The organism is Vibrio cionasavignyae (assembly GCF_050337155.1).
In the GTDB taxonomy this organism is placed as follows: Bacteria; Pseudomonadota; Gammaproteobacteria; order Enterobacterales; family Vibrionaceae; genus Vibrio; species Vibrio nomapromontoriensis.
Genome location: NZ_JAKJSR010000036.1, coordinates 16,602 through 38,171, shown reverse-complemented (window position 1 = coordinate 38,171; position 21,570 = coordinate 16,602). Strand labels below are relative to the sequence as shown.

General features: G+C 44.6%; 21 protein-coding genes. 8 read left to right on the top strand and 13 right to left on the bottom strand.

The annotated features are described in order from the left end of the window. The first annotated feature begins 87 nt into the window (after positions 1 to 87). The gene (locus L4D74_RS23745; protein ID WP_428754884.1) at positions 88 to 876 is read left to right on the top strand and encodes an AraC family transcriptional regulator; all 789 of its coding nucleotides are present in this window, start codon (positions 88 to 90) and stop codon (positions 874 to 876) included. 187 nt (positions 877 to 1,063) lie between these two features. Here L4D74_RS23745 and L4D74_RS23740 read toward each other — a convergent pair whose 3' ends face one another. From L4D74_RS23740 to L4D74_RS23710, 7 genes are all read right to left on the bottom strand, one after another. Then, a complete protein-coding gene (locus L4D74_RS23740) occupies positions 1,064 to 1,627 on the bottom strand; it encodes a glucose-6-phosphate isomerase family protein (protein ID WP_265674096.1) in 564 nt (187 codons plus the stop codon). Between the two features lies 1 nt (position 1,628). Continuing rightward, entirely contained in the window at positions 1,629 to 2,756 is a 1,128-nt protein-coding gene (locus L4D74_RS23735; RefSeq protein WP_428754883.1) for an AGE family epimerase/isomerase, read from the bottom strand. Between the two features lie 51 nt (positions 2,757 to 2,807). Then, positions 2,808 to 3,656, bottom strand: a complete 849-nt coding sequence (locus L4D74_RS23730) for a PTS system mannose/fructose/sorbose family transporter subunit IID (protein ID WP_265674094.1) — start codon at positions 3,654 to 3,656, stop codon at positions 2,808 to 2,810. After that, complete coding sequence (locus tag L4D74_RS23725; protein ID WP_265674093.1) at positions 3,656 to 4,456, bottom strand: PTS mannose/fructose/sorbose/N-acetylgalactosamine transporter subunit IIC; 801 nt, start codon at positions 4,454 to 4,456, stop codon at positions 3,656 to 3,658. Before L4D74_RS23725 ends, L4D74_RS23730 begins: the two co-directional genes overlap by 1 nt. A gap of 81 nt (positions 4,457 to 4,537) precedes the next feature. After that, complete coding sequence (locus L4D74_RS23720) at positions 4,538 to 5,032, bottom strand: PTS sugar transporter subunit IIB (protein WP_428754882.1); 495 nt, start codon at positions 5,030 to 5,032, stop codon at positions 4,538 to 4,540. A gap of 11 nt (positions 5,033 to 5,043) precedes the next feature. Then, positions 5,044 to 5,472 carry a PTS sugar transporter subunit IIA gene (locus L4D74_RS23715; protein WP_428754881.1) on the bottom strand — a complete coding sequence of 143 codons (429 nt, stop codon included), beginning with the start codon at positions 5,470 to 5,472 and terminating at the stop codon, positions 5,044 to 5,046. Positions 5,473 to 5,474: 2 nt separating this feature from the next. Continuing rightward, complete coding sequence (locus L4D74_RS23710; RefSeq protein ID WP_428754880.1) at positions 5,475 to 7,235, bottom strand: class I mannose-6-phosphate isomerase; 1,761 nt, start codon at positions 7,233 to 7,235, stop codon at positions 5,475 to 5,477. A 242-nt stretch (positions 7,236 to 7,477) separates the two neighbouring features. On the opposite strand from L4D74_RS23710, the gene L4D74_RS23705 reads away from it, so the two are divergent. After that, entirely contained in the window at positions 7,478 to 8,488 is a 1,011-nt protein-coding gene (locus L4D74_RS23705) for a LacI family DNA-binding transcriptional regulator (RefSeq protein ID WP_428754879.1), read from the top strand. A 19-nt stretch (positions 8,489 to 8,507) separates the two neighbouring features. Continuing rightward, a complete protein-coding gene (locus tag L4D74_RS23700; protein WP_428754878.1) occupies positions 8,508 to 9,095 on the top strand; it encodes an alpha-ketoglutarate-dependent dioxygenase AlkB family protein in 588 nt (195 codons plus the stop codon). Between the two features lie 85 nt (positions 9,096 to 9,180). Here the strand turns inward: L4D74_RS23700 and L4D74_RS23695 are convergent, their stop codons facing one another. After that, positions 9,181 to 9,561: an MmcQ/YjbR family DNA-binding protein gene (locus L4D74_RS23695; RefSeq protein ID WP_428754877.1), complete on the bottom strand. Its 381-nt coding sequence runs from the start codon at positions 9,559 to 9,561 to the stop codon at positions 9,181 to 9,183. A 240-nt stretch (positions 9,562 to 9,801) separates the two neighbouring features. Here L4D74_RS23695 and L4D74_RS23690 point away from each other — a divergent pair, with 240 nt between their 5' ends. Next, positions 9,802 to 10,230 carry a VOC family protein gene (locus L4D74_RS23690; protein WP_428754876.1) on the top strand — a complete coding sequence of 143 codons (429 nt, stop codon included), beginning with the start codon at positions 9,802 to 9,804 and terminating at the stop codon, positions 10,228 to 10,230. Positions 10,231 to 10,328: 98 nt separating this feature from the next. Here L4D74_RS23690 and L4D74_RS23685 read toward each other — a convergent pair whose 3' ends face one another. From L4D74_RS23685 to L4D74_RS23675, 3 genes are all read right to left on the bottom strand, one after another. Then, positions 10,329 to 11,231 carry a DMT family transporter gene (locus L4D74_RS23685; protein WP_428754875.1) on the bottom strand — a complete coding sequence of 301 codons (903 nt, stop codon included), beginning with the start codon at positions 11,229 to 11,231 and terminating at the stop codon, positions 10,329 to 10,331. 92 nt (positions 11,232 to 11,323) lie between these two features. Beyond that, entirely contained in the window at positions 11,324 to 11,953 is a 630-nt protein-coding gene (locus tag L4D74_RS23680) for a 3'-5' exonuclease (protein WP_428754874.1), read from the bottom strand. A 151-nt stretch (positions 11,954 to 12,104) separates the two neighbouring features. Beyond that, entirely contained in the window at positions 12,105 to 13,535 is a 1,431-nt protein-coding gene (locus L4D74_RS23675) for a sodium-dependent transporter (RefSeq protein ID WP_265674082.1), read from the bottom strand. Positions 13,536 to 14,182: 647 nt separating this feature from the next. On the opposite strand from L4D74_RS23675, the gene L4D74_RS23670 reads away from it, so the two are divergent. Beyond that, a complete protein-coding gene (locus L4D74_RS23670; RefSeq protein WP_428754873.1) occupies positions 14,183 to 14,755 on the top strand; it encodes a hypothetical protein in 573 nt (190 codons plus the stop codon). Between the two features lie 129 nt (positions 14,756 to 14,884). Here L4D74_RS23670 and L4D74_RS23665 read toward each other — a convergent pair whose 3' ends face one another. Further along, the gene (locus L4D74_RS23665) at positions 14,885 to 15,844 is read right to left on the bottom strand and encodes a nitrilase family protein (protein WP_428754872.1); all 960 of its coding nucleotides are present in this window, start codon (positions 15,842 to 15,844) and stop codon (positions 14,885 to 14,887) included. Positions 15,845 to 15,975: 131 nt separating this feature from the next. On the opposite strand from L4D74_RS23665, the gene L4D74_RS23660 reads away from it, so the two are divergent. Then, positions 15,976 to 16,860, top strand: a complete 885-nt coding sequence (locus L4D74_RS23660) for a LysR family transcriptional regulator (RefSeq protein WP_428754871.1) — start codon at positions 15,976 to 15,978, stop codon at positions 16,858 to 16,860. A gap of 115 nt (positions 16,861 to 16,975) precedes the next feature. Here L4D74_RS23660 and L4D74_RS23655 read toward each other — a convergent pair whose 3' ends face one another. Continuing rightward, a complete protein-coding gene (locus L4D74_RS23655; RefSeq protein WP_428754870.1) occupies positions 16,976 to 17,395 on the bottom strand; it encodes a universal stress protein in 420 nt (139 codons plus the stop codon). Between the two features lie 588 nt (positions 17,396 to 17,983). Here L4D74_RS23655 and L4D74_RS23650 point away from each other — a divergent pair. Then, positions 17,984 to 19,657 carry an ABC-F family ATP-binding cassette domain-containing protein gene (locus L4D74_RS23650; protein ID WP_428754869.1) on the top strand — a complete coding sequence of 558 codons (1,674 nt, stop codon included), beginning with the start codon at positions 17,984 to 17,986 and terminating at the stop codon, positions 19,655 to 19,657. Positions 19,658 to 20,121: 464 nt separating this feature from the next. Beyond that, positions 20,122 to 21,516, top strand: coding sequence for a glutamate decarboxylase (gad, locus tag L4D74_RS23645; RefSeq protein WP_428754868.1), 1,395 nt, complete (start codon positions 20,122 to 20,124; stop codon positions 21,514 to 21,516). Positions 21,517 to 21,570: the final 54 nt, after the last annotated feature.

Below are 21,570 nucleotides of genomic sequence, written 5' to 3'. Positions count from 1 at the left end.
CGCATTATGTGTGTTGAGGTATAGTGTGACAGGTCGTTATAAATATAAATATCTCCATTAGGACATTAATCGCGATAGGAAGACAACTTGAAAAAAAATACTAGAAATCTACATCCTTCATTGTCTATCGAGAAGATGCCGTCGGACGTATTCATGAATTTTGATGCGTTTTTATCGAACACAGAAACGCGCGTCCATTGTCACCCGTGGGGACAAGTTCAGCTTATTAGCGGTGGAATTTTAGAAATGGAAGCGCAAGGTACACGCTTTCTCGCGCCACCTCATTTGGCTATTTGGGTGCCCGCAGGTGTGATGCACTGCAGTTATAACCGCAGACCACTAGAATACTGCTCTTTGAACATCGCCCATGAACTCACTGCCACCTTCCCACAAAAAACCAGCTTGATTAAGGTGACACCCATCGTATCGGCGATCATTGAAGACTTTCGCCATCGGGAAGTGAATATTGGTGATTCAGAAAAAGATAGGCGCTTAGTTCAGGTGTTACTGGATCAACTGAGTGAACAAGAAGAGCAGCATCACTTTTTACCAAGTAGTAATCATAAGTACTTGGCGCCAATTTTAAGCGCCATTGAGGAAGACCCGACTAACGATATCTCTCTTAATGATTGGGCAGGGCGCGTGCACACCACCGAACGAACGCTCGCTCGCTATTGCCAGAGCGAATTAGGGATGAGCTTTACGGAGTGGCGACTACGAGTTCGCTACTTGTACTCAATGGATTTGTTACGAAGTGGTCAATCGGTAAAAGAAGTCGCATTTACCTTGGGTTATAACCAAGCCAGCCCATTTATCAGTATGTTTAAAAAGTACGCCGGGCAAACCCCTGAGCAATATAAGAGTAAACTGTTGTGAGTGATCGTTTGATATTGAACGCAGGAAGCGATGAATAATTGCTTTTCGAAGATTTGTCTTTCAGATATTTAGGTTGCCGACGCCTTGTTTGAAGTCGACAACCTAGTTCTAGTGGGAGCGCATTAATTAGCCGTCTAAGGTAATGAGCAACAGTCTTACAGTGCTCTTCTTTTGAATCTTAAACGTTCTAATCAACGGCGTCGTTGGACACGATTTTATAACCTGTTGATGATTTTAAGACACGGACATTGAATCCTACGTCTTTGAGAAAGTCGTAATTATGACCCGCGATAGCTGGCCAAACCGCCAGTGCAGATAATCGAGTGTTACCCGTATTGATTAGTCGATGGGCGACAAACCCCGGAATATGATGCACGCTGCCCGGAAAGACTTTCTCAATGGATACGTCTCCTTGCTCTGTTTGCATGAGTAGTAAGCCTTCACCTTGCGATCCGAAATAAAACTCTGCTTGTTCTTTACGTTGGTGAATATGCCCTCTGGTCATGTGGAATTCTTCGCCGATCAACCCCGGTTCGATATGTGACACCCCGAAGTTCAGCTCACCTTCTGCATGTTGAGCAGGAAGCATTTCTACTCGGTAAATGATGTTGTCTTGTGCGCTTTCAGCCCGTTTCACTTCGTCAGCGAATACACCTTCAAGCGCGCCAAGTGTGGTCTCTTTAGCGATGACGTTGTCAGCATCAATATGACCAGTTAGGTAATTGACGGTAGGGGGAATAGATAAATGCATGTTAGTCCTCGTTGCCTAATCTGAGTAATTCAGAGAACGCTAAAAATAGATGATAAAAACTGCTCGCCGGAGAGTCTTCGTTTATGGGGTGCCCCATTTCATCCACTTGGTCGACCCATAAGCCAGATTTGGCGGGATTTAAGTAATGGATAAAGATCTGTTCGACGGCTTGACTGATGGCCGCTCGATTCGCGTCGCTAGGGTCTCGTTCCCATAGCGCAATGCAGGCTTTTAAGTATTCGGTTTGACACCAAAGGCGCGACGTGGGACGTAAAGGCTGACCACTTGCGTATATTTCGTCTCTTACTAGGCCATTGGTATTGTGACCGTGTTGCTGGGTAAAGCTAAACAAGGTGTTAATCGCATTGTTTACGTTAACGCCAGTGAGCTTTTCATAGTGGTTGAGTAGCCATATCCATTCGTAATGATGACCGGGGTCAATATGCGTGCCTGTTTTAGGATCAAGGGAAAAGTCTGCTTGAAAGAATTCCGCTAAATGATCGCCTTGAAGGAATCGAGTGCACAAGAGCTGATAGATTTGCGTTGCTCGCTCTAACCAAATTGAATTGTCGGTGTGTTCGTAGCTGACCATCAGTGCTTCGAACAGGTGCATATGTGGGTTTTGCCCTTTGCTTAAGGTGTGACCTTTAGTGAGAAAGAACCCGCCGTGTTCTGCATCCCAGAGTTGTGTTGCTAAATGCTGATAGGTGGCCTCCATAGACGTTAAAGAATCTTCATCAGCCGTTAATTTATAATGCCAAGCAAACCCTAGGAGTGCGAAAGCTTGTTCGTACAAGTTAATCGATCTACTACACTCGTCATCATTGGTGGTAATAGAGAAACGGTAACCTAGTGCTTCTGAGCCAAAGTTCGGAAAACCAGTTTCAATAGCGGTGCAGACTTGCTCTCGACCGTCGATAAATCCTAGTTCGGTAGCGTGGGCAAAAACGTAGACTTGTCGAGGTTGAACGCGAAATCTAAGGAGATCGTGATTAAACTCTCGTCCGTCAGAAAGTAAGCCTTCGGCGAAGATACCCGTTTGATTCGATTGCGTTTTGATCCATCGAGGTAGGGCATGTTGAGTTAGCCAATGTTGGCAGCGAGCGATTTGAAAGGTAAGGGAGTCCATGGTTTGCTCCAAAAAGTAGGGCACTCAATGAGTGCCCTGGATATTGAGTGGTTAGAAGAGGCCGATAGCGACACCGACAAATGATAGGACGACGAGAGAGAGCATCGCTTTCACTGGGCTTAGGCCTTTTTTGGCCATGGCGAACCAGGTGCCTAACACAACCACCAGTGGTAGCAATTTAGGGAAAATGCCGTCTAACATCATTTGTACGTTGATATCGACGCCATCTTTGGTCGCGAACTCAAGTCCTGTGCCTAGGTTGACGTAACTGGCGGCGACACCACCCATAACAAATACACCCAATAACGACAGTGCTTCACGAATTTTCGTTGAACGGTGGCTGACGAGCATCTCGACTGAGCCCGCGCCCATCTTGTAGCCTTTCATAAAGAGCTGGTACGAGCCGATGATAGCAATAGCGTTAAAGGCAACAATGTAGAAGATAGGGCCTAACACGCTACCACCAGCGGCAAGCGCCATACCGATACTGAGTAGAATGGGTACTAACATTCCCGGAATCATCGAATCCCCGATCCCCGCGACTGGCCCCATTAAACCTACTTTCAGCGTGTTGATGGTTTCACCGTCAATTGGCTCGCCATTCGCTTTTTTCTCTTCCATACCCACAGCCATACCATTGATGATGGCGCCTAACTGTGGCTCAGTGTTGTAGAAAGAGGCATGGCGTTTCATCGCTTCTTTGCGGTCTTCGGCATTAGGGTAGAGTTTTTTTAGAGCTGGCATCATACCTAGGCAAAAACCAAATGATTCCAAGCGTTCAAAACTCATTGATGACAGGTTGTACATCATCCATGCACGCCAGCATTTCGTTAGATCTTTTTTGTCGAGTGCGACTTTGGGTTCGATCTCAGTCGCCATTTTGTTGTGTTGTACCGTCATTAGAATTCATCCTCATCATCAGCCTGTTGAACTGGTGCAGCGTTAGCCGTTTGTGGTTCTGGTTTGTAGTTGTAATGAAGTAGAGCGAACAGTGCGCCAATCATGACCAAACCCACCATGTTGAGGTTTAGGAATACGATGCCCACAAAACCCACTAAGAAGTAGATGAGCATCGTTGATTCTTTGATGATTTGCTTTAATAGGATAGCGATACCGACAGCAGGTAAAATGCCACCCAGAACGGTCATGGTATCGAGCACCATATCCGGAAGACTGGCCATAAACCCTTCGATGTATTGGTTACCGAAGTAAACGGCAATGAAGGTAGGAATAAAGCGCATCAAGAAGTTGGTGACCTGAGGGTAGATGGCGGAGTTCATGTACACGCCTTTCTCGTCACCGGCTTGAATAGACAAATCTGCTTTGTGGTTCCAGTAAGAGTTAATGACCATCATAAAGTTAAAAATAATGGTGCCGGCGATACCGATAGTGGCAGCAATCGCAACGGCTACTTCCACACCCTGTCCAGACATGATGCCTAACGCTACCGCAGGGTAGGCCACAAAGTTAAGGTCGGCTGGCATAGAACCGCCAGGCGTAACCATAGCGATATAGACTGCTTGTACGGCCACACCTACCATGATGCCAGTTTGAATATCACCTAAAATGATACCGACTAACATACCAGATACGAGTGGTCGAGTAATGGTGTACCAACCACCGGTTAACCCTAGTAACCAGGGGGTGGACAGGGCACCGAGATAGCAGAGTATCCCGATAAATACTGCTTCTATAAACATAATGTAATCCTTTAGCTCACGTATTGGTTCCCCCTACTTTTGACTCTGATTAGTGTGCCAAAAGCTGGGGTTGTCTTGTTGTTATTTCAGTTTTTGTAGTGCATCTTGCCAGGTGTAGGAACTGGCATCAGGTACCAACCTGAAGTCGATATGATGACCGTCTTCAGAGAGGTAATTGAACGCAGATATTTCTTCTTGGTTGACGCATTGATTGCCGCCAATGGTCGTAGTGCCTTCACGAGCGCTCATTGGCCCGACGTTGATTTTCTTATTGAGATTTTCAAGGCTAATCCCCGCTTCGCGAATTCGGCGTAGCGTGACTGGGGATTTTGCGATGATGAAATATTTCTTATCGCTCGCGATAACCTTAGGTAACTTGCTAACAGCGGTTGCGGTATCAAATAGCCAAACCTTAACGTCAGTAACGGCACCTTTCATGACTTGAGATAGTAATGGATCGGCCGCTACTGCGTCGTCAATGGCGACAATGCCATCGCAAGGGAGTTCTTTAGCCCAACGCGTCATTAACTGTCCATGGATAACGCGGTCGTCGATACGCACAAATGAAATAGCCATAGTGTTTCTCCTTAAAAATCGTCTTCTTGTGCCAGCTCTACTGGCTTGGCAACGACAACCGTTTTTAGCGCTTCCTGCTGCAAAGTATTTGCAACGATGGAAGCGTCTTTGTCTTCAACAAAGTCTGCCGTCATTAAAAGTGTCGGGAAATTCACCCCAGTTACCACTTCAACCTTTGGATTGAAATCTGGGTTGAATGCATAGGTGCAGGCAACGTTATACGGTGTACCGCACTCCAAATCGCATAACACGACAATGCCGTCGACATTGGGTGCTATTGCGGTGATTTCACGGTGAAAATCTTGTTTAAATTGCTCGATGCCGCCTTCTTCTGTAAGACACACCGCCGTGGTGTTGCTAAGTTCGCCAAACACCATGTTGGCACTGCTGATAAGAGCAGTAGCAAATGGACCGTGACTGGCTACGATAAAATGGAGCATGGTTAACCTCTTACGAATGCTTTAATAGTGGCAATTTCGTTACCTTCGCTTTCGCCGTATGGCTGGATGACATAGGCGACTACGTGAGCTGGGATGACGAAAGTCTCCGCATAATGAACAACAAATGGCTCAAATTTATTGTCGGGACTCAAGACTATTGCCTCTTTACCTTCGACTAAGTTCAGAACATTGACCGTACCCTCAGTTTTGTGCAGAACAGGCTTGCTGAACCAGTGGCGTCGGGTCTCAATGAACTCGCGTTCGTGTAGCCCTGTTTTCTCTTCTCTCCAGCCATCGCCTTCGGTGATCGGTGTGATAGCATTGACTAAGTGCTCTTGGCACCATTCGGTGTTGCGATCCCACTGTATAACTTCTTTCCCATGGTCTAGATGGACAGGACGTGGTACACCATCAAGCCCTAAACGATCCCAGTCCCACAACTTGAAAGTGAAAATGTACGGGGTCGCACTAATCTCTAGCACCATAGAATCGGAGCCAGAACAGTGGATAGTGCCCGCAGGAATTAAGAAATGATCATGCTTTTTCGCTGGGAACTGATTGATAAAGCGTTCATCATCGAAGGACTTTTCACCGCGCTGCGCGGCATAAAGGTCATCCATCATTTCATCTGGGTCGATATCAGTCTTGGTACCAAGATAAACACTGGCTTTGTCACCCACATCTAACATGTAGTAACTTTCATCTTGGGTGTAATGCATGCCAAACTCGTTCTGAATATACTCAGTCAAAGGGTGCACTTGAAGACTCAAATGTTGACCTTCCATCGTGTCTAGGAAGTCGAATCGGATCGGGAATTCTGCGCCAAATCGTGCGTGGACGCTGTCACCCAATAGCGCACGTGGCTGAGTTAATACGAGATCTTGAGAGGGAACTTCTACGATGATGTCACCGTATTTGAGTAGTAAGCTGTTCTCTTCTGGAACACAGTCAAAACACCAGGCGTAATTTGGTTTATCCTGTTCAAGGTCGCAGACCTCTTTCATCCATTGACCTCCCCAAACTCCTGGGTCAAAGAAGGGAACGAGCCTGAATGGTTGCGTCGTGGCTTGTTTAAGACCTGCGTTGAAGGCCTCACCGGAGACTAGCTTTGGATCAAAGGCGGTGTTGGTATCCAACAGAAAGTCTATGTCGGCCAGTAGCTTCGTTTTATAGCGGTCGAAGACACGCCATTCGATAAAGAATGAACGCTTGTACTTACGAAGCACATCTTCGTTGTAGTTTTCAGCACCCCAGTTACCGAGTTCACCTCGGCGAAAACGCTGTTGAATTTCCCAGCGAGCCAAATCGGCGTAGACAAAGCTATCGCCGTCGGCGATCAATCTTGCACCGTGCCCTATAACAACAATCAGACCAGAGTTGGCTTCGGCGACGGTTTGCTTTAGAGCTTGTAGCTTGTCGGCATCAAAGAATTCGTCCAATTTATGAGGCGCGATAACACCAAATACTCGGTCATCGGTAATATTGCGCTCCAACATGGCGAAGATATGTTCTTCAGAATGTTTGGCATCATCCGTCGATACCACTAGAGCAGGAGACAGTGGCGCAATAAGTTGCTCAAGTAGTTCGTTATGATTGACGCCGTGATAGGTGTCGATCACCAAAACATGTTTATCTTGGCCTTGAATACGTTGCTTAATAGTGTCAACGATACTGTCCCAACCGCGAACGGCATCTTGTTCAAAGCCCTTCACTTCTATATTTGGAAACTTGTCATAATTGGATCGACCAGATAGGTACTTCATATATCACCTTGAGTTAATCATTTGACTACAGTGTAATCACTCAGTTAATCAATCAACAAGCGGGTTAACGCGGTTAACCACGCATTTAGCATCTGTTAACCACCAAATAAACGGGCAACTTTGTAGTTAATCACATAATCATGACGATAAATGCCGGTTATTTAGGTTAATCGATTAACCTTGTTTTAATCAGATGAGAAAGTCGTTATAACTGATGTTAATTTCACTTTTTGGAGCTCAACATGGCGAAGGCAACCATTGCTGATGTGGCTAAGTATTGCGGTGTTTCCACGGCTACTGTGTCCATGGTATTAACCAATAAAGGGCGAATATCAGTGACCACGCGAGAGCGTGTGTTAGAGGCGGTTAAAGAACTGGGTTATGTTTATAATCAAGCCGCCGCAAATCTGCGTCATAAACGAAGTAACTTGGTTGGACTCGTGACACCCGATATCACCAACCCGTTCTTTTCTGAAATGATTGCAGGGCTGAGTCATTACCTCGAAGAGCAAGACTCGTTGCTTTTTCTTGCTAACGCGGAAGAGAGTGTGGAAAGGCAAAGTAAGTTTATTGACTCGTTATTGAGCCAGAATGCTGGTGGTGTTGTGATGTGCCCTGCGATGGAAACGAATCTCGACTTCTTGGAGACGGTGCAAAGCCGAGGATTTCCGATCGTGTTAGCGGTAAGGCCTATTGGCGAAGAGCAGTTTGACTTCGTGGGTACGAATAACTTTATGGGCTTGCAACTGGCGACCGAACATCTGATTAAGAAAGGTCACAAGCATATTGCGTTTGTAGGGGGATTGGAGATCTCGAAAACTCGCTCCCATCGTCTTGGAGGCTATATGTCAAAGTTGATGGAGCACGGGATACCATTTAATGAGCGATACATTCGCAGTTGTTCGGCGAGTCGCTCTGAAGGGGCGAAGGTGACCAAGGAGTTACTGGACCAACACCCCGAAATTACGGCGATCATTGGCTATCAGGACATTGTGGCTTTCGGTGTAATGCGAGCGATCAAAGATCAGGGGAAAACCGTAGGTAAAGATATCGCTGTCGTTGGATTTGATGATGTGGCGGAGTCATCGGATACCAATCCTGCTCTTACGTCAATTTCGGTATCAGCAAGAGAAATAGGGCGTGTGGCAGGAGAGATAATTCTTGCGCGAATGGACGGTGATAAGCAACCTTGTAAGAGTGTTGTCTTTCCACCAAAATTGGTGGTTAGAAGTTCATGTGGTGAAGGTAAATAATCAAGGCTAAGGTGGGAAAGTGAATCTAGTTGAAGGGCGATGGAACTACGTTCCTAATGGTGCGTTATTATGGGTACCCGACTTCATCGATTTGTTCGAATCTCAATCTATTTTTGATGAACTACAACAGGTTCTCAAATGGCGAGAAGATAAAATCATGATGTTTGGTAAATGGGTTTCCATTCCACGATTGCAAGCGTGGTATGGCGATGCGAGCTATCAATACTCCAACTTGACGTTGGAACCCTTGCCATGGACCCCCCAACTTGAAGAGTTAAGAAAACGATGTGAACAAGCCGCGAATACATCGTTTAACTCTGTTTTAGCGAATCTGTATCGAACCGGGCAAGACTCGAATGGATGGCACAGCGATAATGAACCTGAACTTGGTCCTTCTCCGGTCATTGCTTCGTTGAGTTTCGGTGGCACACGTCGATTTGCGCTTAAACACCGCCAAACAAAGCAGAAAATCACCTTGGACTTGCCGAGTGGAAGCCTTTTAATCATGGCGGGTGACATACAACGCCATTGGCTTCACACTGTACCGAAGACAACGCGTCATGTTGAGCCTCGGATCAACTTAACGTACAGGTACGTCTATTCGTAATAGTACTTTCTTCGAGTGCTAGAAAAGTACTAGAAGGACACACACCAAAAGTAAGAAATGAATCCGATGGCAGTAATCGCTCTAACTATTGATTCAGACCTAGCTCGCGTTGCTTTTTCTTGGTGAGTCCTAATGACACGAGGCGATAGGACTCTTTGAGATAATAAGCGGTTTCTTCATCCAACTCGGCGCAACTTTCTACGCATTGAATCCACTTCATTCCTCTAGAAGCGAAGTAGGGGGCGGGGATATAACCGGGTTGATCGCTTAAAAAATCAAAATTGAGATCAGACGTTTTAAAAGTAATCGAGAATGGGGTGGCATGGCTGACGCTATGTTTTTTCCCTAATCCACCAATCGCAAACACCTTACCTCCTACCTTCCATACGTGAGAGTTGTTCCATTGAACCACATATGTGGTGGCTGGTAGGCTTTTACAAAACTGATTGAATTCTTCGTCGGTCATAGCAGGTTCCCAAAATAGGTGGAATAGCTGTGGTCATGTCTATCGGGATCTCGCACTTAATCACCACCGCTCTTTCTATGCGTATCATGCCATCTTAGCAGTCTTAATAAATAATTGAAAAAAGCGCTTTACCTCAAGTTAACTTGAGGTATTAGAGTGTAATCAAAGCCAACCAAGAGACAACAATAAGTTTATGGAAGGCGTTGGGTAGAGATTATTAACAAAGAAAAGGATGACATTATGAACAGTTACGTAGAGCACGCCAATATAGCCGTAATAGACCCGAAGAAGACCGTTAGTTTTCTAATGGCAGCAATTCCAGAATGGCATATACGCGGTCAGGGAGAGTATAAAGATGCATCAGGTAAGCTGGTGGAATGGTTTCATGTCGGTACCGAAGAATCTTATCTTGCGCTAGCGTCGAATGGGAAAGGGGACGCGCCAGACTGGCAAACAAACTATACCGGGGTGAAACATGTGGGGATCGCCGTCCCAGATCTGGATTTACTTGAGAAACGATTAGAGGAAGTGGGTTATCTGCTAGACCACCGCGGCGCGGATCACCCGTATCGCAAGAATGCGTATTACATGGAAGATCATAACCTGCAATTTGAATTTATAGAGTACTTGTCAAAAAATCCAGCAGAGAAGAACGATTACACCTTGTAAGGTGTATAGAGCAACCGGAATATTGTTCAACAACTAGGCATTTTCTATTCATGGTTAGGTCTTGCAAAAATAGCGAGACCTAACGCTTAGGTGCGGAATTAAGATTTGACGATGCGAGCCTTAGAATGACCTTTACCAAAGACATTAATAAGTGCACCCGCCACAATTAATACCCCACCCGCGTAGGTGTACATTGACGGTGATTCGTTAAAGAACATAATGCCAAGAATGATGGAAAAGACAATTTGCACATAGGCATACGCCGAGGCTTTACCTGCGGCTTGGGTTTGCATCGCTTTAGTCAGACCCAGTTGCCCGACTTGAGTGAAGACTCCCACAAGAATGAGTAAAAAGGTAAGTGTTAAGTCGGGCATCACAAACTCATCGCCAATTAGGAGGAGCGATAGAGGGAGTGCGACCAGAGGGAAATAAAAGATGATGACGGAACTGTTTTCCGTCACACTTAGCTTCTTTACGATGACGTACGAGATAGCACTACCAAAAGCGCCTAGAATCGCGATGCCAACATTAAATAGCGGTAATTCACCGACGCCATTTGAGCCTAAGGTTGGATAGACCATGGTGTATAAGCCAAGTAAACAGAGCAAAATGCATGCGATGGTAGACAGTTGAACACGCTCTTTCAAAAATATGAAAGCCAGTAAAGCAGTGAATACGGGATAGGTGTATTGCAATATGGTCGCTTCAGCTAGAGGCAGTGTAGTAATGGAGTAATACACGCACATCAACGCCATAGTACCGACTGCCCCTCTCGCGAAAAGCAATTTTTTGTTATTGCCCCATACCGAGATTTTCTTACGTTTTACATCACAATAGCTAATGATCAATGACACCAGAGCCCTAGCAGCAACAATCTCAAACACGGGAAGCCCAAAAGTGCTAACGTATTTTACGCACGCTGACATGAAGGCGAAGCCCAGCGCCGATAGCAGCATAAAGCGCACACCAACGGGGAATAATTCAGCAAGACGAGAGTTCATAGGGCGCTCATAATGTTAAATACAGCCTTTGTTGAGGCGTATTCAGTGTGATAAATAATTCGTGTTAACTTAGGTTGTCACTGTAACGTGAATCACCCTTGCGTTGCAGCGTATTTACGTAAGAAATTGTCAACCGACGCTTTAGGTGTTTTAGATAGTTTCTGTATTAACTCAAAACTCGGCGCTGTGATTTTATGCTGCTGTTGCAGCGTATTAAGTAACACCATCCACAAAGAGGCGGTCACTTCAGCATCGGCTAACGCACGGTGAAATACCTCATCGTTTTCAATATGATGGTAACGGACTAGATCCCCCAGTTTATGTGATGGCGCATCTTGCGTTAATCGGCGTGAAGCAAGCAGCGAACATGCGAACGTACCGTGGTAGTTTGCTTGAATTCGATCAAGCTCTGCGTCTAAGAAGCGTTGATCAAACGATGCGTTATGTGCAACCAGGTTACTATTTCTGATCCAGCCGGAAAATTCACTCATGACCTCTTCACAGCTTGGTGCACTCGCCAACATGTTATTGCTAATTCCTGTGTAGTTCTCGATGAAGCCACTGACCCGAAAGCCCGGATTCATCAACGATTGAAAGCGATCAACGGCGATGCCATTTTCTAGTTTTACTGCACCGATTTCTATGGCTCTATCACCTTGATTTGGGGATAAGCCCGTAGTTTCAAAGTCGAGAACAATAACGGAATGGGCAGGTGAAGACATCAATAAATCTCTAATAATTCGGCAAGGTCGCAAAGTCTAACTTGAAGTGCGGAATAGGGGAATATGTTCTGCAAGAAATCTGAAAATAAAAAAGAGGAATCAGTCGATTCCTCTTTGATAGTACTATCGTGTTTACTTTAGGGGGCAGTGCTTATAGCTTCTTAGAAAGGAAACCTGTTAATGCAATGATACCGATACCCATTAACATGATTGGGCCTTTACCGCTGTCAAATCCGCTTGAAATACCAGCAAATGCAACGATTGCTACTGCTACTGGGATAACGTATTTAACCAGATTGTACCAAAGGCCGAATAGTGGGAATTTTACTTCACCATCGTTGGTGATTTCTTTCTCTAGTTCTTCGCGAGTCAGTCTCCAACCTGCAAAGATACATACCAACATACCACCAACCGCTAGGAAGATTTTATCAGTTAGAAGGTCGAAGATATCAAATGCACCTGTATCGAATAGCGTTGGACCTAAACCGCCTAGTGATAGGGAAGCGAAGATACATAGCACAGCCATTACCGCCGCTGCAGAAAGTACCGCAGTGATACGTTTAAAGCCTTTCTCATCGATAAGGTAAGACACCACAACTTCCAATAGTGAAACAGAAGAAGTCAGCGCTGCTACAGACAAGCCAATGAAGAAGAGTAGTGCGAATACCACACCGACGCCGCCCATTTCAGCAAACAGCTGAGGTACGACAACGAATACTAGGCCAGGACCTGCCGCAGGTTCCATGCCAAGTGCAAACATCGCAGGGAACATCGCGATACCAGCAAGGATAGCAACACCGGTATCCATTGCAGTAACCATCGCTGTTGTTTGAACTAGGTTCTCTTTCTTCTTAAGGTAGCTACCGTAAGTAATCATACAGCCCATGCCAAGGCTTAATGAGAAGAAGGCTTGACCCAGAGCGGCGAGCACGACACCGCTGTCTACTTTCGAGAAGTCAGGGCTAAATAGGAACTCAACACCAGCCATTGCGCCAGGAAGCATCAAACCTTTTACTGATACGATGATCAGAATCAGGAACAGGATTGGCATTAGAACCTTACCTGCTTTCTCGATACCGCCAGAGATACCGCGACTCACGATAATCACGTTAAGCAATAGGTAGCCGCCCATCCACATAAGTGGTTGGATTGGGTTAGTGATGAAGCCACCAAAGCTGTCGCCAATCGCTTCTGGCGTGCTTAGAAGACCGGTAGACACTTTCTGAACGTAAGCCAGTGCCCAACCACCTACCACAGGGTAGAAACCCATGATTAACAAGCCACTTAGGACGCCGATTACCCCAACGAACGTCCAACGACCATCTGTTGACTTAAAAGCACCAACGGCACTACGACCAGTCTTACGACCTACCGCAAATTCCGTCAGCATAACGCTAAAGCCAATAAAGATAACAAAGGCAAGGTAGATTGCGATGAAAGCACCACCACCGTTTTCACCTGCCGTGTAAGGGAATTTCCAAATGTTCCCCAAACCTACAGCAGAACCTGCTGCAGCCATAACGAAGCCTAGCTTCGAACCCCAATTATCACGGGGCGCTGTGTTTGTATTGCTCGTTGCCACGGTAACTCCAAAATTTTTCTGTTGTGTTTGTTTATACTAGGCGCCGAAAAATGTGATGTAATTTTTTATATACACTTTCTAAAGTTTTACTAGGCGCTGTAATCGTGACAAGTAAAGCAGTTTGTGGTTATAGATGGAAGTGTGAATAGTGCATTTTTCTAACATTTGTCATGGAAATGTTGTTAACTGCTGTTTTTTTGCTCTTGTTTTGTCTCTGTAACTGTTTCTGGAGTGATTGGCAGAACCTTAAGTGGTCGGAGGTTAATCGACAGTATGCATATCTATTGGGGCGGTAATATATCGTACAAGAATGGATGATGGAAAATTGATAGAAAAGCGATTGAAAACTTGCTTGCCTATTTTATGAGTGACTTGTTAGTGACAGTGGTCTTTTTATGATGCTTGACCCAAGGATGTTGCAAGTTATGTGTTGGTTGTTAATTTCAGCTACCTCTTTTTTTGTTCTGGCTAATTGTCAATGGTTAAGGTTGGATGGGTGGTAGGATCGATGTGTAAGGTTTTGTTGTCAGGTGTTTTTAAATGATGCTGACGTGCTTTGAAACGCGTTGACAAACTGGCGATAACTCGCGAGGCTTACCACTAGCAATTGTACCGCGTGATATTTAAATTTTAAGAAGAACAAAGAAATGAGCCAACTGACCGTAGAACAAGAAGACGCATTAGCCACATTTAAAGCCGCCCTCCACCTTCCTCAAGGTGGTTTTCATGTTTTAATTGTTGAGTTGTGTAAACAGTATCAACTGCCATTTCAAACTTGCCGAGCGGTGTTAAAAAAAGCGCAAAAGTCGATCGAGTCAAAAATACGTTTGCATTTCCAAGACGTAGAGAATAGCGAACTGACTCAGGAGCACTGGTTAAATCTGATTCATGAAGCCTTGGCTGAACTGGCAAAAGACAACAAACCATTAATGGAAAATATGATAAGCGGTGAGCGCTATCGCACTCTGGTTAATGACATGCAACAACCTTCTGATGAAAGCGCTCGCGAGATGCAACTCGATCAACTCCTAACGATCTATGAGCAAGAGGTCTACAAATCTTTGGGGGCGATGCTGCATACCTCTGCACTTTACTGGGAGTTGAGGGACTATTTATTTGCAATGAGTGATGAGCAATTGGCAAAGTTTGCCGATTATCCGCAACATGTGACTGCGATTAAGCATTTGTTAGAGTTAGCGAAAACGTTAAAAGCAAATTAATGGCAGGATTGCAATATTAAGATATTAGATAGCCAATATTAAGGTATTAGATAGCAGCGGTAACGTTTACCGCTGCTTATTTTAAACTGGTGAATATCGTCCGCTATCAGGTGTTAAGCTAGGATGAAACTATTTGGTTGAAAACCGCGCTTCATGAGGGCTGAGTTCGTGCCCCAGGGGTTGAGTTAACGGGTGATAAAGATCAGGTCTTCGGCCGCGTATCCAGCGGCGTCCTGTACATTTGTCGAGTTGGTCAGCGCTCAGCGTAGCGATGACCATATCGTCTTCTACGCTATCGGTTTCGCTTATGATTTCTCCATATGGACTAAGAATCATCGCGTTACCAGTCCTCACTTCGTCGACATCCACACCAACTCCGTTACTGAATATAAGATACATGCCGTTATCATGAGCGCGAGAAGGGAGCCATCTCATCAGCCATTCTTTGCCTTTTTTACCTTGCATCTCGGCGCGAATGAGTTCGGGGTTGGTTTGACGATCATGCCATAATTGTGGATCTATTCTTCCTAAAGCGTTTGGGCTACGAGAGTTCGTTCCTCCCGTTTGATGAGGGGCAATGAGAATATCAGCGCCTTTCAATGCCGTAATTCGAACATTTTCGACTAAGTTGTTATCCCAGCAAATAAGAATACCTGCTCGCCAGCCACATGGCAGTTCAACCACCGTATAGTCATGACCGCTATCCATATGTTTACTTACAAACGTGTGCAATTTTCGATGTTTAGCCACTTCGCCGTTTGGCATAGCAAGTACGAACGTATTATAAAGCTTGCCATCTTTGCCAAGTTCAACGAGTCCAGCGCCGATACTAATGCCACTGTCCATAGAAAGTGCGAGCAGTTTTTGACTAGAAGGACCTTCGGGTACAAGCTCAGCTAGGTTTTCTATTTCAGATTTGGTCAGTTTCGATACGTGCCAATACCCAGAAATACACATTTCAGGGAAGACCATTAAGTCGACATTGTTAGTTTTTGCTTGCTGGACGAACTGAGAAATCACGCCCAGATTGTAGCGTTTGTCATTGGGGCGGTGATTGAACTGAATAGAGGCGACACGAATATCTTTCATTTTTGCTCCTTTAAGTAGTACAGCTATTTTTACGGCCAAAAGGTCTGAATACCATCAGTGTTGAATGGATTGTAAAAAAAACCATTCATTCCTTATAATGAATTATGTTCCCATTATCATGAGTACTTGGAATGAATATGGATCAAGTACAAGCATTTTGTGTACTCGCAGAATGCAAAAACTATCGGTTGGCATCGGAGCGTCTATTCATGACTCAATCGGCGTTAACTAAGAAAATACAACGTTTGGAAGCGCAGATTGGCTCGCGGCTATTTGAACGCGGTCGTCAAGGCGCCACGCTTACCTTAGTGGGGAGTACATTATTGCCTGATGCGAAGAGGCTGGTGGCTAACTATGAGCATTTTAAAGAGCTTTCTATCAGCGTTGCGGAAGGCACTTGCGGTTACTTAAACATTGGTTTTGGTATTTCCACTTATTCTGACGCACCTAAGTATATTGCGGGGTTTAAGAATCAGTATCCGAAAGTCAAAATCGCCTTAAACGATATCCCTTCACAGACACAGCAGCAGTTGATCGAGAGTGGTGCTTTACACCTGAGTTTTATGCGGTTACCCGTAGCGCTTCCTTTAAAAAGCATGACGTTGTTTTCAGATAGATTGGTTGTTGTGGTTCATGAGCAAGAGAATATTGACGAGTCCAATCTTTGGGAAATGCTGTCCACACTGAACTACTTACAATTAAACCCCTCGAGAGGGCGCGGTTTGAACCGTCAGATTGAGCGCTATTTGATTCACCATGATTTGCATTTAGAAGCAGAACAAGAGGCCGATGATATTTCCACGTTGATAGCATTGGTCTCTGCACGTTTGGGGTTTGCCATTGTTCCTGCCAGTGCTCAAAAAATATCACAAACTGGTATTCGTACCATCCCACTGATTGGTGAGCTTGCTAATTGGGAGGTGGGGGTGGTTTGGAATGGAAGTAGTCAAAACCCTTTAGTGGATCAGTTGATTAAGTTTATTACGCAATCGAGAGGCTGTGATCAGTACCGCTAAGACGGCGGTTAATATTGGGTATGGAGTTAGGTATTGAGCTCTGTTGGTGCGAGATTAGAGGGGAACCTAAGTCCCCTCTAAATTATGATGGTTCCGAAACCTGAATCTAGGCCCTCTAAATGGGCACCACTAGAATATCGATGGGCGATTTATGAATAAGGTGCCTTGAGTAAGACACAATTCGGCTCCAAAAATCGTGGTGGTGACCGCAGATTAACAGGTCTACATCGTTTTCTGAGATGGTATCTTTCAGCTTGTCGCCTAAATCCCCAGTACCAACAAGGAAGCGTTTGATAGGGAAGTCAGTGTATTGTTGAAAGGCGACGAGCTTTTCATTTGAAGTGGCGTTAAGCGGTTGGCGCTCGGGCTCTGCTTGGATGTCCACTAAGTCAGGGTAAATTTCGCCATGGCTACCATCAACGTGAATAAATGACACTTCAGCACCCAGAGTCTTGGCAAAGGATACCGCCTTATCAATGAGTACATGACTGTCATCTGACAGCTCTAACGCTACTAAGATATGCTTATATTTCATCACTATGCCCTCATGTTTTTACTCTTGCTATAAGCATAGTTTTGGAATGATGAAAATACTGTCTAAGCGGTCGCAGAACGAATAAATGACCACATATTTGGCACATTCAAGTGATAACCATCCCCATGAGTAAAAGGTCGTTGTATTGTTTGAAAATAGTCAGATTCAATCATTTAGATGGTATGTAGTCATAGTTTTGCGAGCCAACGCTTTCTAGGTCTGTTGTATTTTTGTGCTATTTTGGTTTACAATTTTGCCATCATCTCAAGTGGAGCTAACGCCATAATGAAGTACTAACATCCTGACATCCATTTTATATCTATTCATATGGACTCTCGGGGTTAGTGGGCGTTACTTCGTCATCTCTATCTTGCATCATTGTATTATCGTTGGCTTTTTAGCCATATCCATTCTTGTTGTACTTCGTGTTTTTAGCTATGCCTCGTGCTTAAGTGGCGCCTCGGTTTTGTGCTATTTACGCGTTGGAAATGCGAGTTTGGATTTTGTGATAACGCGGTCAAAGTAACGTTTAGCCATTCAGTAAGAATGGCGCAACCCCTTTTGCATTATAAGTAAAAGGAGGCGTATATGCCTGCACCAAATACAACTCAGAAAACGGCAAAATCACCATGTTTGCCACCAGCATTATCTTCATCCGCTCGTCCGATATTGGCGACACAGCAAGTGTCATTTCAACTTGATACTGGTGAATGGCTATTTCAAAACATAAATTTATCCTTAACGGATCGGTTTACTGGATTAGTGGGACGAAATGGTGTTGGTAAATCGGTACTGATGTCATTGCTACTTGGAGAAATGGTGCCGACAGAAGGCCATGTGATACGGCATGGGCAGTTTGCGTACTATTCTCAGCAGCCTTCCACGCTTTTAAGTAGTGAGGTTAGTGTTGCAGAGCTTTTGGGTATTTCGAAAAAACGGGAGGCGTTAAATGCTATTAACCAAGGGAGGTGCGAACAACATTATTTCGATACGCTCGGTGAGGACTGGTTATGTGAGAGTGTTGCCTGTGAGGTATTGAAATCGCTTCGGATAGAGCCAAACTTAGACGCTTATTGCCATTCATTGAGTGGTGGACAAATAGCGCGGTTACAGCTGTATCAGTGTTTCCAATCCGATGCTGACGTTCTTTTGTTGGATGAGCCGTCAAATCATCTCGACGAGGAAGGCCAGCAGTGGTTGATTGAACAGTGCCATCAGTTTTGTGGTCAGATACTTGTTGTTACCCATGATCGCAACTTGTTGAATCAGGTTGATGCTATCGCACAATTAACGCATTTAGGGCTTGATTACTTCAAAGGAAATTACGAATCCTATTTGTTGCAGTCAACCTTAAAGACGTCAGCGCTCAATAAAAAAATCGCCCAGTTAACGTCTGAGCAAAAAAAGTGCGAGCGTCAGGCGCAGCTTAGCCAAGAAAAGGCTCAGCAGCGAGCCGCGAAAGGAAACCGAGTGAGACGATCAGGCAGTCAACCGAAAATATTGTTAGATGCCATGAAAGACAAAGCAGCACAAAGTCAAAGTAGTGCCGTCAAACAGCAACGAAACCAGCAAGCACAAAATGAGGATAAGTTACGTTCCCTCAAAGCGAAGCGGGTTAACGTTGAGTCTCAAGCGTTATATTTCTCGTCAGGTATGTCCGTTAAGCAAAGCACGTTACTCAGCGTTGAAAGCTGCGCGTTAGAGTATGGTTGTGGTAGTGAGCATTCATTTGTTGTCAAACAAGGTGATCGCTATCATTTGCAGGGTCGAAATGGCAGCGGTAAGTCCACGCTGTTAAAGGCAATGCATGGAGTACATCATCACTTTGCTGGCAATATTATTCGCCATGTTGAAACGGTGTATCTTGACCAACATTTTAGTTTGTTAAATGAACAGCAGTCTATTTTGGATAGTTTACTTATGCACTCGAGTGGTATCACTGAAAGTGAGGCCAGAACGCTCCTCGCCGGGATTGGATTTCGTCGCGATACGGTTCACCGTAAAGTAGGATATTTAAGCGGTGGGGAGAAAATGAAGTTGTCGATGCTGATCGTCACGCATGTTGATGAAGAGTCGGTTTTGTTGCTAGATGAACCCGATAATCATTTAGACATTGAATCAAAAAACTTACTGGCGAACGCTCTTAACGACTATCGAGGTGCATTTATACTAGTGAGTCACGATTCGAACTTTGTTTCCGATGTGCGAGTGAATAGCGTCGTTGCAATGGAACAGGAGCCGATGATGAGTGATAAGGGCTGAATAAAATAACCTTAATGATAATTGGGTAAATAATATAATGGACAGCTTGAATATACCCTTAAATAAACAGTGGATTAAAGGGCATTGCTTTATTGATTAAAATAAGAAGTGGTAACGATAAAAAATACTTGTCGTAATTATATTGCTCTATATAACACTGAATATCGGTTTTATGCCAATCTCAATACTAGCTAATTGCTGAGCAGAACTTTACGATAAAGGCAAGTTAATCAGTTGGTTATCGTGATTTTATAATGGTTATTTCTAACTGTTATCGGATTCCCATAACGCGATAGTGTCAGCCTAATCTTACGCTATCGCCTCATTTACGAGATGTTATGTTCGACGTGTGTATGTTGCTGACTTCATTGGGGTGTTCTATGTTTATTGCATCTTAAATAAGAACCATTAATGCAGTCATTCAAGTAAATCAAAAAATGTTTACTATTAGGAGTAACGAAATAATGCCTCTTCATGCCAAAGATTCAGTAAGAAATGATCTATTAGACGATGTTTATTCTTCTCGTGACTTGTCACTCTCTATGCCTAAATACAAAATACCTGAGCAGGAACACGCACCACAACACGCGTATCAAGTGGTACATGATGAGCTATTTATGGATGGTAACTCCCGTCAAAATTTAGCCACTTTTTGTCAGACATGGCTTGAAGATGAAATTCATCAGTTAATGGATGAATGTATCGACAAAAACATGATCGACAAAGATGAATATCCGCAGACGGCGGAAATTGAAGCGCGCTGTGTTCATATGTTAGCAGACTTGTGGAATTCACCAGATGCGGAGAATACGCTGGGCTGTTCAACAACCGGTTCCAGTGAAGCGGCAATGTTAGGCGGCATGGCGTTGAAATGGGCATGGCGAGACAAAATGAAAAAATTGGGCAAGCCGACCGATAAGCCTAATTTAATTTGCGGGCCAGTACAGGTATGTTGGCATAAATTTGCCCGTTATTGGGATATTGAACTACGTGAAATTCCAATGGAAGGCGACCGTTTAATCATGTCTCCGGAAGAAGTGATTAAACGCTGTGATGAGAATACCATTGGTGTGGTGCCAACCCTTGGTGTGACATTTACTTGTCAGTATGAACCCGTAAAAGAAGTCCATGACGCACTTGATAAACTTCAACAAGACACTGGTCTCGATATCCCTATGCATGTCGACGGCGCGAGTGGTGGCTTCTTAGCTCCATTCTGTGACCCAGATTTGGTGTGGGACTTCCGTCTACCACGAGTAAAATCCATAAACGCGTCTGGGCATAAATTTGGTTTAAGTCCATTGGGTGTGGGTTGGATTGTTTGGCGCGATGCTAGTGCTCTACACGAAGATCTTATCTTTAATGTTAATTACCTCGGTGGCAACATGCCAACCTTTGCCTTGAATTTCTCAAGACCGGGTGGACAGATTGTTTCTCAATACTACAACTTCTTACGTTTAGGTAAAGAAGGCTACCGTAAAATCCATCAAGCGTGCTATGACACTGCGGTTTATCTATCGTCTGAAATTGAGAAACTCGGTATCTTCGACATTATCTATGATGGCCGCGGAGGTATCCCGGCGATGAGTTGGTCGTTGAAAGAGGGTATTGATCCTGGTTTCAACCTATTTGACCTTTCTGATCGCATTCGTTCTCGTGGGTGGCAAATTGCGGCATACGCCATGCCACCGAAACGTGAAGATTTGGTCATTATGCGTATTTTGGTTCGACATGGTTTCAGCAGAGATCAGGCCGATATGTTAGTGGCAGATCTTAAGCACTGTGTAGAGTTCTTTGCTAGCCATCCTATCAGTCATGGTAGTGACGCTGAAGAATCCGCAGGTTTCAACCACGGTTAAACCGATTAAGAACCCGCTCTTTAGAGCGGATTCTTACCTATATTTAGAGAGCAC

Excerpts from the sequence above, each read along its gene's own strand:
- L4D74_RS23695 (WP_428754877.1), bottom strand. The coding sequence starts at position 9,561 with ATGACCGACGAAGAATTCAATCAGTTTTGTAAAAGCCTACCAGCCACC.
- L4D74_RS23720 (WP_428754882.1), bottom strand. The coding sequence starts at position 5,032 with ATGGCTATTTCATTTGTGCGTATCGACGACCGCGTTATCCATGGACAG.
- L4D74_RS23650 (WP_428754869.1), top strand. The coding sequence starts at position 17,984 with ATGCCTGCACCAAATACAACTCAGAAAACGGCAAAATCACCATGTTTG.
- gad (WP_428754868.1), top strand. The coding sequence starts at position 20,122 with ATGCCTCTTCATGCCAAAGATTCAGTAAGAAATGATCTATTAGACGAT.
- L4D74_RS23740 (WP_265674096.1), bottom strand. The coding sequence starts at position 1,627 with ATGCATTTATCTATTCCCCCTACCGTCAATTACCTAACTGGTCATATT.
- L4D74_RS23710 (WP_428754880.1), bottom strand. The coding sequence starts at position 7,235 with ATGAAGTACCTATCTGGTCGATCCAATTATGACAAGTTTCCAAATATA.
- L4D74_RS23680 (WP_428754874.1), bottom strand. The coding sequence starts at position 11,953 with ATGTCTTCACCTGCCCATTCCGTTATTGTTCTCGACTTTGAAACTACG.
- L4D74_RS23690 (WP_428754876.1), top strand. The coding sequence starts at position 9,802 with ATGAACAGTTACGTAGAGCACGCCAATATAGCCGTAATAGACCCGAAG.
- L4D74_RS23730 (WP_265674094.1), bottom strand. The coding sequence starts at position 3,656 with ATGACGGTACAACACAACAAAATGGCGACTGAGATCGAACCCAAAGTC.
- L4D74_RS23655 (WP_428754870.1), bottom strand. The coding sequence starts at position 17,395 with ATGAAATATAAGCATATCTTAGTAGCGTTAGAGCTGTCAGATGACAGT.
- L4D74_RS23725 (WP_265674093.1), bottom strand. The coding sequence starts at position 4,456 with ATGTTTATAGAAGCAGTATTTATCGGGATACTCTGCTATCTCGGTGCC.
- L4D74_RS23670 (WP_428754873.1), top strand. The coding sequence starts at position 14,183 with ATGAGCCAACTGACCGTAGAACAAGAAGACGCATTAGCCACATTTAAA.
- L4D74_RS23685 (WP_428754875.1), bottom strand. The coding sequence starts at position 11,231 with ATGAACTCTCGTCTTGCTGAATTATTCCCCGTTGGTGTGCGCTTTATG.
- L4D74_RS23705 (WP_428754879.1), top strand. The coding sequence starts at position 7,478 with ATGGCGAAGGCAACCATTGCTGATGTGGCTAAGTATTGCGGTGTTTCC.
- L4D74_RS23660 (WP_428754871.1), top strand. The coding sequence starts at position 15,976 with ATGAATATGGATCAAGTACAAGCATTTTGTGTACTCGCAGAATGCAAA.
- L4D74_RS23735 (WP_428754883.1), bottom strand. The coding sequence starts at position 2,756 with ATGGACTCCCTTACCTTTCAAATCGCTCGCTGCCAACATTGGCTAACT.
- L4D74_RS23665 (WP_428754872.1), bottom strand. The coding sequence starts at position 15,844 with ATGAAAGATATTCGTGTCGCCTCTATTCAGTTCAATCACCGCCCCAAT.
- L4D74_RS23715 (WP_428754881.1), bottom strand. The coding sequence starts at position 5,472 with ATGCTCCATTTTATCGTAGCCAGTCACGGTCCATTTGCTACTGCTCTT.